The organism is Streptomyces sp. NPDC004435, from assembly GCF_042873895.1.
Classification (GTDB): domain Bacteria; phylum Actinomycetota; class Actinomycetes; order Streptomycetales; family Streptomycetaceae; genus Streptomyces.
In genome coordinates, this window is the sequence record NZ_JBIAMB010000032.1 from 25471 (window position 1) to 39491 (window position 14021).

At 76.4% G+C, this 14021-nt stretch carries 12 protein-coding genes; 6 read left to right on the top strand and 6 right to left on the bottom strand.

Annotated elements, in window-relative coordinates:
• Positions 1-9 precede the first annotated feature (9 nt).
• Positions 10-3144: a sacsin N-terminal ATP-binding-like domain-containing protein gene (locus ACFYT9_RS37305; RefSeq protein ID WP_389171185.1), complete on the bottom strand. Its 3135-nt coding sequence runs from the start codon at positions 3142-3144 to the stop codon at positions 10-12.
• Between the two features lie 189 nt (positions 3145-3333).
• The gene (locus ACFYT9_RS37310; protein ID WP_387277412.1) at positions 3334-4269 is read right to left on the bottom strand and encodes a DUF3027 domain-containing protein; all 936 of its coding nucleotides are present in this window, start codon (positions 4267-4269) and stop codon (positions 3334-3336) included.
• Between the two features lie 406 nt (positions 4270-4675).
• Between ACFYT9_RS37310 and ACFYT9_RS37315 the strand changes: the two genes are divergently transcribed.
• The 4 genes from ACFYT9_RS37315 to ACFYT9_RS37330 all read left to right on the top strand — a co-directional run bounded on the left by ACFYT9_RS37315 (position 4676) and on the right by ACFYT9_RS37330 (position 8206).
• Positions 4676-6052: an MFS transporter gene (locus ACFYT9_RS37315; protein WP_389171188.1), complete on the top strand. Its 1377-nt coding sequence runs from the start codon at positions 4676-4678 to the stop codon at positions 6050-6052.
• Positions 6053-6133: 81 nt separating this feature from the next.
• The gene (locus tag ACFYT9_RS37320) at positions 6134-6616 is read left to right on the top strand and encodes a DUF2771 domain-containing protein (RefSeq protein WP_376595781.1); all 483 of its coding nucleotides are present in this window, start codon (positions 6134-6136) and stop codon (positions 6614-6616) included.
• A 7-nt stretch (positions 6617-6623) separates the two neighbouring features.
• Positions 6624-7370 carry a futalosine hydrolase gene (locus tag ACFYT9_RS37325; RefSeq protein ID WP_389171191.1) on the top strand — a complete coding sequence of 249 codons (747 nt, stop codon included), beginning with the start codon at positions 6624-6626 and terminating at the stop codon, positions 7368-7370.
• Entirely contained in the window at positions 7361-8206 is an 846-nt protein-coding gene (locus ACFYT9_RS37330; RefSeq protein ID WP_376595779.1) for a 1,4-dihydroxy-6-naphthoate synthase, read from the top strand. Before ACFYT9_RS37325 ends, ACFYT9_RS37330 begins: the two co-directional genes overlap by 10 nt.
• 15 nt (positions 8207-8221) lie before the next feature.
• Here the strand turns inward: ACFYT9_RS37330 and ACFYT9_RS37335 are convergent, their stop codons facing one another.
• Positions 8222-8605 carry a cold-shock protein gene (locus ACFYT9_RS37335; RefSeq protein ID WP_189846836.1) on the bottom strand — a complete coding sequence of 128 codons (384 nt, stop codon included), beginning with the start codon at positions 8603-8605 and terminating at the stop codon, positions 8222-8224.
• 142 nt (positions 8606-8747) lie between these two features.
• Here ACFYT9_RS37335 and ACFYT9_RS37340 point away from each other — a divergent pair, with 142 nt between their 5' ends.
• The gene (locus tag ACFYT9_RS37340; protein ID WP_389171195.1) at positions 8748-9020 is read left to right on the top strand and encodes a hypothetical protein; all 273 of its coding nucleotides are present in this window, start codon (positions 8748-8750) and stop codon (positions 9018-9020) included.
• Positions 9021-9024: 4 nt separating this feature from the next.
• On the opposite strand, the gene ACFYT9_RS37345 is transcribed toward ACFYT9_RS37340, so the two are convergent.
• Together ACFYT9_RS37345 and ACFYT9_RS37350 are read right to left on the bottom strand one after the other, a co-directional pair.
• The gene (locus ACFYT9_RS37345) at positions 9025-9663 is read right to left on the bottom strand and encodes an HAD family hydrolase (protein ID WP_389171198.1); all 639 of its coding nucleotides are present in this window, start codon (positions 9661-9663) and stop codon (positions 9025-9027) included.
• A 112-nt stretch (positions 9664-9775) separates the two neighbouring features.
• Positions 9776-10651, bottom strand: a complete 876-nt coding sequence (locus tag ACFYT9_RS37350; RefSeq protein ID WP_389171200.1) for a hypothetical protein — start codon at positions 10649-10651, stop codon at positions 9776-9778.
• 76 nt (positions 10652-10727) lie between these two features.
• Here ACFYT9_RS37350 and ACFYT9_RS37355 point away from each other — a divergent pair, with 76 nt between their 5' ends.
• Positions 10728-13370: a helicase-associated domain-containing protein gene (locus ACFYT9_RS37355; protein WP_389171203.1), complete on the top strand. Its 2643-nt coding sequence runs from the start codon at positions 10728-10730 to the stop codon at positions 13368-13370.
• A 51-nt stretch (positions 13371-13421) separates the two neighbouring features.
• On the opposite strand, the gene ACFYT9_RS37360 is transcribed toward ACFYT9_RS37355, so the two are convergent.
• Positions 13422-14000 (bottom strand): Uma2 family endonuclease, encoded by a 579-nt coding sequence (locus ACFYT9_RS37360; protein WP_389171206.1) that lies wholly within the window; start codon positions 13998-14000, stop codon positions 13422-13424.
• Positions 14001-14021: the final 21 nt, after the last annotated feature.

A 14021-nucleotide genomic window follows, 5' to 3' on the forward strand; every position in this document is an offset into this window, starting at 1 on the left:
CCGGCCGGGTCAGTCGAACCAGCGGTCGCGGGCCAGTTCGGCGGTGCGGGTCGGGTCCTCCAGGAGGGCGGCCACCTCGAAGCGGCGGGGCCACTGGGCGGTGGCCCAGGCGAGGGCGGCGGCCACGCCCTCCAGGGTGGCGGCGTGGAGGGTGCCGTCGGGGGTGCGGCGCCAGTCCAGTTCCGTGCCGCCGGCGCGGAGCTCCTCGTGTTCGAGGTAGGTGGCCGGGGTGGACGGTCCGAGGAGGGCGTGGACCGCGGCGGGGACCTCGTGCTCCTCGCCCTCCGAGGTGACCTCGGCCTCGACGGTCTCGCTGAGGCGGCGGACCTGGAAGAGGTCGGCCAGGTCGGCCGCCCGGGACGGGGAGACCGGAAGGAGCGGGAGGCCCGCCGTGAGCGGGAGGAGGTCCGGGGCGTCGGCCACCAGCGCCTCCGCCGCGTCGACCACCACCAGCTCGCCGTCGACCACCGCGCGCAGCTCGTCCGGGAGCGTCACCTGATCCGGGTCGAGGTCCGCCAGGGCCGTGTAGAGGGCGTGCAGCTGGGTGCCCGTCACCGGCCGGTCCGGGTCCGCGAGGCGGGTCAGGAGCTCCGCCGCGCCGCCCGGCTCGTCGAGGAGCGCCGCGACCGACGTACGGACGCCGAGGGCGCGCAGGACCTGCTCGTCCTCGAAGCCGGTGGCGTCGGCGGGGTCGTACAGGCCCACGAGGAGCGGGTCCCCGCCGGCCGCGCGGAGCCCGGCGGGACGGCGGCCGCCGATGACCGGGTGGTCGCGCAGCCACCACGCCGTGTAGGAGCGGACCGTCTCCGTCGTGCCGTCCGGGAGGAGGACCCGTACGGGCTGGGTCAGGGCGTCCCTGAGCGGCGGCCGCGCCAGCAGCGCCAGCGCCCGCGGCCAGGCGTCGTCGTCGACCAGGTCCAGGTCCCGCACCGCCACGATCTCCGTCGCCACCGGCGGCACCACGGCCTCCGGCAGCCGGTCCAGGACGTCCTCGCACCAGACGTCGACCGCGTCCAGGAGCCCCGCGTCGTCCGGCTCCGGGTAGTCGCTCTCGCGGGGCTCCAGGTCGTCCGGATCGAGGACCAGGTCGGCGGCGCGGACCAGCGCGAAGTTCGCCAGGACTCCGCAGGCGGCGAGCGGGGCCTCGCCCCAGCGGGCGGCCAGTTCGGCGTCCACGTGGGCCAGTTCGCCCTCCCGCATCACCGCGTCGAACGCCGAGCCCGGCAGCACGAGCTCCCCCGCGGGGGCGAGCTCGCCCTCCTCGTCGGGAAGGGCCAGCGCGGCGAGCCACGGCTCGTCACCGGGCTCCAGGCCCGCGTCCCGCACGAGACCGAGCACCGTCTCCACGAGCTCGTCCGGCGCCGGCGCCTCCTCGTCCAGGCTCCAGATCTCGTCCGCGTCGAGGGAGGCCGCGACCGCCCCCCGGATCTGCGGGGTCGTCAGGACGGCCCGGGGCGTGGCCGGGAGCGCGCCCAGCTTCTCCAGGAGCGGGTGCGCCGCCTCCGGATGCGCCACCTTCAGCCCCAGCCGGGACAGCTCCGCGGGGGTGTCCTCCTGCGGCAGGAGGACCTGCCGGGGGCCGATCGCCGTCCGCCCCGAGTCCAGCGGCACCGGCAGACCGGTGAGCCGGTCCGGGTCCACCCCGGCGAGGGAGTCGTACAGCCGCCGCCACCAGCCCGGCGCCCGCTCCACGCCCGCGAGCCGGTCGACCGCCTCCGTCAGCGGCACCCGGCCCACGCCCAGCGTCCGCAGCTCGGGGCGGCGCTCCAGACCCGCCGGGAGCAGGCCGGGGAACACCTCGGCGAGGACCGTGACCGTCTCCGCGCCCGCGCCCTCGACGACCTCCGCCTCGATCGGGCGGAGCGCCGGCACGTCCTCGGAGGCGACCGCGGGGGCGAGGAACGCGACCCGCGGCAACAGGTCGAGGATCGCCTCGCGCAGCGCCCCGTCGAGCGGCCCCTTGCCGAGGGGGCCCGGGACGAGGTCGAGCGCGCCGCTCGTCACCGGCCGCCAGTCGGCGAGGAGTTCGGCGTACGCCTCGGCCGCCCGCCGCACCAGGAAGTCCGTGAGCGGCCCCGGCGCCGGGTGCCGGCGGGTCGGGTCCAGCGGCAGGGAGGCGATCAGCAGGGCGGGGATGCCGAGCGGTTCGTCGGTGGGCGTCGGCGCGTGCACGACCGGCGCGGTGCGCGGGTAGCGGGGGGCGCCGGTGCCGTCCACGGGCACGGCCCAGGTGACCGACCAGTGCGGGCGCAGCCGTTCCTCGACCGGGCGGTCCGCGAGCAGGTCCGCTTCGAGAGGACCCGTACGGGTGACGGTCCGCCAGCGGTTCGGCGCCTCCGCGGCGGAGTCCACGACGTGGACGTAGCCGTCCGCCTCGGAACGGGTCAGGGTGCGGACGCCGTCCGGCGTCTCCACGACGATCTCGGCGAGACCCGGAAGAGTGAGCAGCAGCGCGTCGTCGACGGTGGCGAGGAGCCGCTCGGCGAGGCCGTGCGCGGCGGCGTCGCGGAGCGGGAGGACGACGACCGTGTCGTAGCCGTCGGGCGCGGTGCCCTCGGCGGGCAGCGGCAGCCTCAGGAGGGGTACGTGGCCGTCCCTGCGGCGCAGTTCGTCGCCGAGGCCGGGGCTGTGGCGGGCCACGTCCGCGGCGAGTTCGCGGGCCTCCGCGAGGGACCAGCGGACGCCGCCGTGCCGGCCCAGGACGGCGGGATCGTCGGAGACGGCGAGGACCGCGGCGAAACCGACGCCGAACCGGCCCACGGACGTCGTGGTGTCCTGCTCGGTCCGCTTGGCGGAGGCGCGCAGCGTGGACAGCGACTCGACGCCCGTCGCGTCCAGCGGCGCACCGGTGTTGGCGGCGGCCAGCACGGCGGGGCTGTCCGCGTCCGCGGGGTGCAGGGTGAGGCGCAGCCGGCCGGTGGTGCGGGCGCGGGCGGCGGCGTCGGCGGCGTTCTGCGCCAGCTCGACGACGAGGCGGTCGCGGTAGCCGCCGAGCGCCAGGTCCTCCTCGGCGTTCGCGTCCTCGCGGAAGCGGGCGGGGGAGGCGGCCCAGGAGTCCAGCACGCCTCTGCGGAGCCGGGCGGTGCCGAAGGGGTCGCTGCCGTCGGTCGTCGTCCGGACGGTGACGCTCACGTGAGACTCCACTCTGCTGGGCCGTTCCTTCGGTACCGCGCCGAAGTTACCGCGCCGCCGGGGCTGCGCCCCGACCCGCACCCCGACGCGGGCCCCGCGCCCGTGCGGGCCGCGCCCGCGACCCGCACAGGGGCGGGCGCCGGCCCACGACGGAACGACGGTGTGGGACCCGGAGGCCCCCGGGCGTCCGGGCGCCCGGGGTCACGAGTGGCCCAGGTCCTCCGAGGCCGCGTCGGGTTCCGTCACGGAGCCGGAGTCGGCCGGCGGGCGGAGGGGGAAGGGGTCGACGGCGGTCGAGTCGAGGACCGGCTCCGCAGGGCGCGGCGGGGTCGGCATGACGGCCGCCTCCGAGTGACCGCCGCAGCCGTACGCGAGGGAGACCACGCGCCCGTCCGCCGGGGACAGTTCGTTGGCGCAGAGGCCGAAGGACTGGCCGAGGGAGCCGGCCAGGGGCACCAGGAAGGCGCAGGACTGACAGGTGGCGGGGGCCGCGAGGGCCATGGGGGTGCGGGGGCCGAAGGACTCGTCCCAGCGGTCGGCGGCGATCCGCAGGCCGTACCGGGACAGGACCCTGGCCCGGCCCATGCCGAGCTCGTCCGCGACCGCCGCGATCGCGCCGCGCGTCGGCACGCGGTCGATGATCTCGGCGTCCTCCGCGTCGAGGTGGTCCGCGAGCTCGGCGGAGAGCGCGGAGTTCGGCGGCGGCGCGTCCTCGCCGGTGTAGCCGGGCTCCAGACGCGGGTCGTCCTGCTCGGTGGGCAGGAGGTCGCCGGGGCCGAGGTCGCCGGGGCGCAGCCGCTCGCTCCACGGCACCCATTCGGGCGCGAGGAGGGCGTCGGAGCCGGGCAGCAGGACGGTTTCGTCAAGCGTGACGTTCTTGGCCCGGGAGGCGCGGGTGACGGTGACCGCCCAGCGCCAGCCGCGGTAGCCGGGCTCCTTGCACTCGAAGAAGTGCGTGACGACCCGGTCGCCCTCCGCGACGACACCGGAGTGCTCGCCGACGACGCCAGGGGCGGCCGCCTCCTCGGCGGCCTCCCGCGCGAGGTCTACGGCCTCGGCGCAGAGGCGGTCGGGGGCCGGGGTACGCGTGGCTCGCGGGGTACGCGGGGTACGGTCTCGCGTCGTCGCAGCACTCACAGGTCTCGCTTCTCTCCTACGCCGTCTCACGGGTGCGCCGGCCGAGGTTCGGGAGCGAGGCTCCGGGAGCGGGGCGGGCGGAGCGGACCTGGGGGCCGCATCGACGTCCGCACCCGACCGGTCTCACACGTCTCGGGCACACCTATCGTCATCCATTCTGCGGGATGCCGAAGGGGCGCGCGGCCGAGAGGAACCGCCGGTGGCGCGCTACGCACGCTACCCCGTTCGCGGGCCTGGGCCCACCTGCGCGCCCCAAGTGACCCGGATCGGGCCCCGGAGCGCCCGCCCGCGCCCGGTCCGTCCCGGCGTGTCCCACCCCCGTCCGAGGCCGCCCCCGGCGGGGTTCCGACACCCCGGGGCCCGTCGGCTCGGTTCGGGCGGGGTGCCGGTGGGGCACTATGAGGTGGTGGCAGCCGCACGGTCCTCTGGTCGATCCCACGATCGCCCCGGGCCGCTCCGCCGAGCGGGCCGGGCGGCGGGGCGTGCTCTGCACCTGCCGTTCACGGGGACGGCGCGGGGGATCAGACGGGCGACGCACGCGCACGGCGCGGGCGAGTCGGGGCTCGGGAAACTGATCGAGCTGCACGCGGTGAACGGCGCCGGGGACGTGATGATCACGGTGGCGCTCGCGTCGACCGTCTTCTTCTCCGTGCCGACCGACGAGGCCCGCGGGCGCGTCGCGCTCTACCTCGCCATCACCATGGCCCCCTTCACCCTCCTCGCGCCCGTCATCGGGCCGCTGCTCGACCGGCTGCCGCACGGCCGCCGGGCGGCGATGGCGGCGGCGATGGGCGCCCGGGCGGTGCTGGCCGTGGTGATGTCGGGGCTGGTCGTGACGGGCGGCATCGAGCTGTATCCGGCGGCGCTCGGGGTGCTGGTCGCGTCGAAGGCGTACGGGGTGGTGCGCAGCGCCGTGGTGCCGCGGCTGCTGCCACCGGCCTTCTCGCTGGTGAAGGCGAACTCGCGGGTGACGCTCGCCGGGCTGCTCGCCACCGGCGTCGCCGCGCCGATCGGGGCGGGGCTCCAGCTGCTCGGGCCCCGATGGCCGCTGTACGGGGCGTGCGCGCTGTTCGTGCTGGGGACGTACTGGGCGCTGCGCATGCCGCACAAGGTGGACTCGGCGAAGGGCGAGCGGCGGGCGCACCTGCTGACGCACGGCGAGAAGAAGCCGAGCCTGCGGACGGTGGGCCCCGCCGTGCTGCACGGACTCCAGGCGAACGCGGCGCACCGGATGCTCTCCGGCTTCCTGATCTTCTTCCTGGCGTTCCTGCTGCGCGAGCATCCGCTGTCGGGGCAGTCGGCGGCGGTGTCGCTGGGGATCGTGGGCGTGGCGGCGGGGGTCGGGAACGCCTGCGGGACGGCGGCCGGCTCGCTGCTGCGGGACCGGGGGCACCGGCCGGAGGTGATCATCGCCACGATGATCACGACGGTCCTCGCGGCGGCGGTCTGCGCCGCCGTCTTCTTCGGCGGGGTGATGGTCGCGGTGCTGGGCGCGGTCGCGGGACTGACGCAGGCGCTGTCGAAGCTGTCGCTGGACGCGCTGATCCAGCGGGACGTGCCGGAGGTCGTACGGACGTCGGCGTTCGCCCGCTCCGAGACGGCGCTCCAGATGGCGTGGGTGGCGGGCGGGGCGCTCGGCATCGCGATGCCGCTGAACGGGACGGTGGGGATGGCGGCGGCGGCCGGCTTCCTGGCGATCGGCGCGTTCCTCGCCGTACGCGGCCTCCTGTCGTCCCGCGGCCCGGGCACCTCCGACCGCCCCCAGCGGGCGAAGGTCGCGTGAGCCCGTGCCGTACGGGCCGTGCCGCGCGGCACGCCGTACCCCGGCGTGGCAGCGGCGCGGCGGCCCGATAGCCTTCGGCTCATGACCGTTGCGTTCTTCTCCGGCTCGCGCCGCCGGGCCGCCGTCGCCCTCGGGGCCGTCTCCGCCGGGCTCCTCGTCCTGACCGCCTGCGAAAAGCCGACCCCGATCGCGACCGTCACGGTCGGGAGCGAGTCGATCAACTCCGAGGCCGCCTGCTACAACGACGGCGACCCCATCAAGGAGTCCGACGTCCAGAAGTGCCTCAACAAGAAGGCCGAGAAGTCGATCACCGTCGCCATGGACGACAAGGTCCGCTTCGGTGTCGACCCGTCGATCGCCGACAACGGCTGGACCATCTTCCTCGGCGGTCAGCAGGCCGAGCCGGAGCCGTACAAGAAGACGTACCGGACCATTCCGGCCAGCGCGTTCTTCACCGCCGGCCAGACCGGCGAGACCCCCGACGAGACGCAGGTGACGATCGTCGAGAACACCGGCAAGACGCTCACCGGCATCTGGCACTTCAAGCTGAAGAAGGAATCCTGATCCTCCGGTGCGCCGCCGGATCCTGATCGTGACGGCCGTGGCGGCGGAGGCCGACTCCGTCGCCGGCGGTCTCACGACACCCGCCCGCCCCGGCGGGGAGCTCCCCGTGCCGGGCGGTCTCGTGCTGCGCCGGTACGCGACGGAGCACCGCACCGTCGACGTCCTCGCCGGCGGGGTCGGGCCCGCGGCCGCCGCCGCCGCGACCGGTACCGCGCTGACCCGCGCCGCGCTCGCCGGCGAGCCGTACGGCCTCGTCGTCTCCGCCGGGATCGCCGGCGGCTTCCCGGGCCGCGCCCCGCTCGGCTCGCTCGTCGTCTCCGACACGATCGTCGCCGCCGACCTGGGCGCCGACACCCCCGACGGATACCTGCCCGTCGAGGAGCTGGGCTTCGGCCGCTCCGTCCACCGCGTGCCCGCCGCCCTCACCGGGCCCGTCGCCGCCGCCCTCGCCGCGGCCGGGCTCCCGCACACCACCGGGTCCGTGCTGACCGTCTCCACGGTGACCGGCACCGCCGCCCGCGCCGGCGAGCTCGCCGACCGCCACCCGGAGGCCGCCGCCGAGGCGATGGAGGGCTTCGGGGTCGCCGAGGCCGCCGCCGCGCACGGCGCGGCCGTCCTGGAGCTGCGGGCCGTGTCGAACGCCGTCGGGCCCCGCGACCGCGCCGCCTGGCGCATCGGCGACGCCCTGGCCGCGCTCCGGCGGGCCGTCACCGCACTCGACACCACCTTCCCGGAGGCACGGCCGTGCAGCTGAAGATCGCCTACTCGCCCTGCCCGAACGACACCTTCGTCTTCGACGCCTGGGCCCACGGCCGCGTCCCGGGCGCCCCGCGCCTCGACGTCACCTTCGCCGACATCGACGTCACCAACGGCTGGGCCGAGAGCGGCACCGACACCCACGACGTCCTGAAGGTGTCGTACGCCGTCCTGCCGTGGATCCTCGACGAGTACGCGCTGTTGCCCTGCGGCGGGGCGCTCGGCCGGGGCTGCGGCCCCCTCGTCCTCACCCGCGAGCCCGGCCTCGACCTGCGGGGCAGGACCGTCGCGGTGCCGAGCGAGCGCTCGACCGCCTATCTCCTCTTCCGGCTGTGGGCGGCCGAGACCGTGCCCGGAGGCGTCGGCGAGGTCGTCGTGATGCCGTTCCACGAGATCATGCCCGCCGTCCGCGACGGGAAGGTCGACGCGGGACTCGTCATCCACGAGGCCCGCTTCACCTACGCCTCGTACGGGCTCCACCGCCTCGCCGACATGGGCGAGCACTGGGAGTCCACCACCGGGCTGCCGATCCCGCTCGGCGCGATCGTCGCCCGCCGCTCGCTCGGCGCGGAGACCCTGCGGCTGCTCGCCGACTCCGCCCGGCGCTCGGTGCGGATGGCGTGGGACGACCCGGCCGCCTCACGGCCGTACGTCATGGAGCACGCGCAGGAGATGGACCCGAAGGTCGCCGACCAGCACATCGGGCTCTACGTCAACGAGTTCACCGCCGACCTCGGCGAGGCCGGCTACGCGGCGGTGCGGGGACTGCTCACCCGCGCCGCGGCCGAGGGACTGGTGCCGCCCCTCGGCCCGGAAGCGCTGTCGTTCCCCTGAGGGACCCGGCCCGGCCTACACGTCGAGCTGGTCCGCGACCGCCCGCAGCAGGCCCGCGATCTTCTTGCCGGCCGCCTTGTCGGGGTACCGGCCGCGCTCCAGCATGGGCGTGATGTTCTCCAGGAGCGTCGTCAGGTCCTGCACGATCGACGCCAGCTCGTCGGGCTTGCGGCGCTGCGCCGCCGCCACCGACGGCGTCGGGTCGAGAATCGTCACCGAGAGCGCCTGGTCACCCCGCTGACCCGCGACGACACCGAACTCCACCCGCTGGCCCGGCTTCAGTGCGTCGACTCCGGCGGGGAGCACCGACGAGTGCACGAAGACGTCGCCGCCGTCGTCGCGGGAGAGAAAGCCGAAGCCCTTCTCGCTGTTGAACCATTTGACCTTGCCGGTAGGCACGTCTGTCCTCGTCCTCGTCGACTCGTCGGGGTAGCAGAAAGAGCGGGTCGTGACGACCCGCCGTCACCAAGGCTAATGGGCTGGGGGCGGGTGACAAGACGCCGCCGAAGTGTTCCTCCGGCCTGGGAACTACCCTGGCCGCATGCGCAGTGAAACCCCCGCAGGAGCGGTGAGCGATTCCGTGGACGACTCCGCCCCGGGCGACGGACTCGTCAAGGCAGGCGTCGTCGTCTTCGCGATCGGCGCGCTCGCGACGCTGGTCACGGTGGCTCCGCTCTTCCTCGGGACCGACCCCTTCCCGACCGTCGCCTACCTGGTGTCGATGCTGATGGGCGTCGGTTTCGCGCTCGCCGGCGCCGGTGTGCTGCGGTCGGTCGCGGCGCAGCGGCGGCAGGCCCGGAGCGGCACCTCCTAGGAGGTCAGGCGAGGTACGAATCCCACCAGGCGCGGAAGTCCGTCAGGTCCTCCAGGACCACGTCGGCGCCGGCGGCGCGCAGTTCCTCGGGGGCGCAGGGGCCGGTGGCGACGCCGACCGAGAGCGCCCCGGCCGCGGCCGCTCCCCGCACGTCGCCGACGTGGTCGCCGACGTACACCGAGGCGCCGAGGGCGTACAGCGCATCCGCCTTCTCCTCGGCGAACAGGTGGCCGACGACCACGTCCACCTCGATCCCCAGGTGGGCGAAGTGCTGCTCGGCGTGCGGGCCGTTCTTGGCGGTGACGACGATCGCCCGCCCGCCCGCCTCACGTACCGCGTCGAGCGCGTCGCGGGCGCCGGGCATGGGGACGGTCGGGGCGAAGGCGTGGACGCCGTACAGGGCGCGGTAGGCGGCGACCATCTCGGTGACCTGTCCGGCGGGCACCCAGTGGGCCATCTCCTGCTCCAGCGGCGGGCCGAGGCGGCTGATGACGACGTCGGTGTCGACCTCGACGCCGTACTGCTCCGCGAACGCCTGCCAGGTCTTCGTGATGCCGGGGCGGGTGTCGAGCAGGGTCAGGTCGAGGTCGAATCCGACCGTGAGCGGGCCTGCGGGCTGGGAGGACTGCGCGTACGTCGTCATGGGGGCATTGTGCCCGGGTGTTCGAAAGTGGCCCTGGGGTGGGGGCGGCGGGCCGGGTGTGGGGTCGGTGGTGGGCGGCGGGTGCGGTGCCGGCAGCCCCTGGGGCGTGGTGTCAGCGTCGGCGGGCGTGGTGGAGGAGGTAGAGGGCGGAGAGGACGGCGGCCGCGCGGAGGGTCCACGGCCAGGTCTCGGCGAGGGCCGCGCCCAGGGCGTCGGGGGCGATCGGCGCGCCCCAGCGGCCCTGCGTACGGCCCCAGAGCCACGCGGTGCCGCCCGCCGCGGCGAGGCCGGGGAGGACGAAGACGGCCGTCTTGATCTGGCCGGGGGTCAGGCGGCGGGAGCCGTACGCGACGAGCCAGCCGAGGGCCAGGGCGAGCAGCCAGCCGAAGGCCGCGCCGGCGATCAGCGACAGGGCGGCGAGCAGGAGGAAGGGGTGGGCGAGGCCGCGGGGCCGGGGCCCGGGCGTCGCGTCGGGGGCCGGGTCCGCGTCCGGTTCCCGCGGGGGGCGGCGGCGCAGGAGGCGGGTCAGGCGGCGGCGGGACGCGGGGGGCTGGTCGAGCTCCGGGGCCTCGGGCTCCGGGGGGTCGGGGTCCGGCGGGCGGAAGAGCTCCGGCGCCTCGATCCCGCCGACGAAGCCGGGCGCCGGCGATTCCGCGTCGTCCGCGCCGCCGTGCCACACGCCGCGCGGGCGCGGCACGGCGGCGGCCTCGGCGGAGGGTCCCGCGGAGGGCTCGTCCGCCGTCGGGGCCTCGGCCGACCACCACGGCGCCGCCCGCTTCACCACCTCGTCCGGCGTGCCCAGGTCGCCCAGGATGCCCCGGACGGCCCCCGGCGACTCCTCGCCGCGCGTGGTGCGGCGGCGGTCGATCTCGTCGCGCAGGCCCGCCACGAGGGCGCTGCGCTCGCCGGGCGGGAGGTGCCGCTGCTGGGCGAGGTCGCCCACCTCGCTCAGGTAGTCGAAGACCATCCGGTCGCTCTCGATGCCCACGCCGCCCCTCCACCGTCCGGCCGAACGCCGTCCCGGTCCTGACGGTAGCGCCTGTCCAGCGGATAACGTGGTGCGGATGGGGATCGGCGAGCTGGACCGGGAGGCGCACGTGCCCGAGGGACGTCCGAGTGGGACCGCGGCTGGCCCGCGCACGCTGGCCGAGGCGCTGCGGGCGCGCGGGGACGACGGTCTCGCGGCGCTGCTGCGGGCCCGCCCCGACCTGCTGGGGCCGGTGCCGAACGATCTGACGCAGCTGGCGACCCGGGCCGGGACCCGCGCGTCCGTGGTGCGGGCGCTCGAACGGCTCGACCGGTTCTCGCTCCAGGTGGCGGAGACGCTGGCGGTGGCGCCGGACCCGGCTCCCTACCCGGTCGTGCGCGACCTGCTGGGCGGCGGGGACGTACCGGAGATCGAGACGGCGCTGCCCCGCGCGGTGGCGCTCCTGCGCGAGCAGGCCCTGGTGTGGGGTGAGGACGACCGGCTGCGGCTGGTGCGGACCGCGCGCGAACTGCTGTCGCCGTCGCCGCAGCACCCCTCCCCCACCGGGCTCGGGCCGACCGTCGCCGAGGCGACGGCGGGGATGTCGCCGGGGCGGCTCCAGGAGATCGTGGCGACGGCGGGGCTGCCGTCCACGCACGACCCGGTGTCGGCGGTCGCCGCGCTGACGGCGCTCTTCACCGACCGGGACCGGATGGGCGCCCTGCTGGACACCGCGCCGCCGGAGGCGCTCGCCGTGCTCGACCGGCTGGTGTGGGGTCCGCCCTACGGCGAGGTGACGGCGAAGCCGACCCCGCCGGTGGGATGGCTGCGCGACCGCGGGCTGCTGCTGCCGGTGTCGCCGCGGACGGTGGTGCTGCCGCGCGAGGTGGCGCTGCACCTGCGGGGCGGGCGGGCGCACCGGGCGCCGGAACCTCGCGCGCCGCAGCTCGCGGTGGCACGCGAGTACGGTCCCCAGGCGGTGGACGGCGCCGCCGCCGGGCAGGCGTACGCGGCGCTCGCCACCGTCGAGGAGCTGCTGAAGTCCTGGGACCACGGCGGGCCCGCGGTGCTGCGGGCCGGCGGCCTGTCGGTGCGCGACCTGAAGCGGACGGCGGCGGCGCTGGACGTACCGGAGCCGGTGGCGGCCTTCTGGCTGGAGCTGGCGTACGGGGCGGGGCTGCTCGCCTCGGACGGCGAGGCGGACGAGCGGTACGCGCCGACGCCCGCGTACGACGACTGGCTCGACCAGCCGCCGGCCGAGCGCTGGGCCCGCCTGGTCACCGCCTGGCTCGCGGCGACCCGCACCCCCGGGCTCGTCGGCGGGCAGGACGCGAAGGGCCGGACGCTCTCCGCGCTCGGCCCCGACCTGGACCGGGCGGCGGCGCCCGAGGTGCGCCACCGGGTCCTCGGCCTGCTGGCGACGCTGGAGCCCGGCACGGCGGCCGTGCCGGAGAGCCTGCTGGCCCGGCTGCGCTGGGAGCGCCCGACACGGGGCACCGCCGGATCGGCGTCCCGCGCGCCCGGGGCGCAGGCCCCCGCGCCCGGCCCCGCCGCGGAGCCCGGTGCCGCCGGGACGTGGGCCTCGGAGGCCCGGCCCGCCGCACCCGCGCACCCCGCGCCCAGCCGTCACCCCGCCGACCTGCGCGAACGCCTCGCCCGCTGGGTCCTCGACGACGCCGAACTCCTCGGCATCACCGGCCGCGGCGCACTCTCCACGGCCGCCCGCGCGCTGCTCAACCTGCCGCTCGCGAAGGCCGCGGCACCGGCCGCCGAGGGCGGTGGGGTGGAGCCCGAGGTCGCCGTCGAACGCGCCGCAGAGCTGCTCGAACCGCTCCTCCCGCAGGCCGTCGACCACGTCCTCCTCCAGGCCGACCTGACCGCCGTCGCCCCCGGCCCGCTGCTGCGCCCGCTGGCCGAGGCGCTCGCGGTCCTGGCGGACGTGGAGTCGAAGGGTGGCGCGACGGTGTACCGGTTCACGCCCGGTTCGGTGCGGCGCGCGCTCGACACCGGCCTCTCCGCCTCCGATCTGCACTCCTTCCTCGCCGCGCACGCCCGCACGCCGGTGCCGCAGCCCCTCGCGTACCTCATCGACGACGTGGCGCGGAAGCACGGGCATCTGCGGATCGGGGCGGCGTCCGCGTACGTCCGCTGCGACGACGACGCGCTGCTCGGCGAGATCCTGGCCGACCGCCGCTCCGCCGCGCTGCGGCTGCGCCGCCTCGCGCCGACGGTCCTCGCGGCGCAGACGGACCCGACGTCGCTCCTGGAGGGGCTGCGGTCGATGGGGTTCGCGCCGGCCGCCGAGTCGGCGGAGGGCGACGTCCTGATCACCCGTGCCGACGCCCACCGCACCCCGCCCCGCACGGCCCCCGCCCCCGTCCCGGACGGCCCGCCGGCCCCCGACGACACCCTGCTCACGGCGGCGGTCCGCGCCATCCGGGCGGGCGACCGCGCGGCCACGGCGGTACGCAAGGAGCCCGCGGTCCCGGTCACGGCGGGCGGCCTGCCCCGCACCTCGGCCGCCGAGACCCTGGCGACGGTCCAGGCGGCGGCGATGACGGGCACGGCCGTCTGGATCGGCTACGTCACCGCCGAGGGCGCCGCCAGCCAGCGGGTCATCGCTCCCGTCCGCGTCGAGGGCGGCTTCGTCACCGGCTACGACCACACCGCCGACGAGGTCCGCACCTACCCCCTGCACCGCATCACGGGCGTGGCGGAACTGGCGGACGAGGAGGTCTAGAAGCTCCGCATCCCGCCCGCCCCCGGTCCGCCGGGCAACCCGGCCTCCCGGCTAAGCCCTCGGCGCGACCAGGGCGGCCGGGTCGACCTCCAGCGGGAACGGCTTCCCGACCGGCGTGACCCGCCCCGCCTCGGCAACCGTCCGCTCGACGTACCGCCCGTCCCGCAGCTCGCACACGACGAGAGTCGGCACCGGCTCCAGTTCGAGCCGCCACAGGTGCTCGATGCCGGCCTCGGCGTAGTACGGCGGCTTCAGCAGGCGGTCGGTGCGGCGGCCGGAGGACGACGGGGAGACGATCTCCACGACGAGCAGGACGTCGTCGGCGTCGCACGTCGCCGGATTCTCCGCCGCGGCGGCCGCCTCGACGACGACGATGTCCGGGATGAAGAGCCCGTCGGGCAGGATGAGGTTGACCGCCTCGAGGACCTCCGCCGCCACGCCCTCGCTCTGGATGGCCTGGTCCAGCAGCATCGCCAGGCGCAGCGACGCCCGCTGGTGCTTGGTTCCCGGAGCCGGCGACAGCATGAGCGCCTCCCCCATCAGTTCACGACGCTGACCGCGGTCCTCCCCCAGTGCCAGGACCTCCTCCATGGTCCAGGGCCCATAGTGCGGATCGTGCGCGACGCTCATCTCGCCACCTCCCTCGTGCGG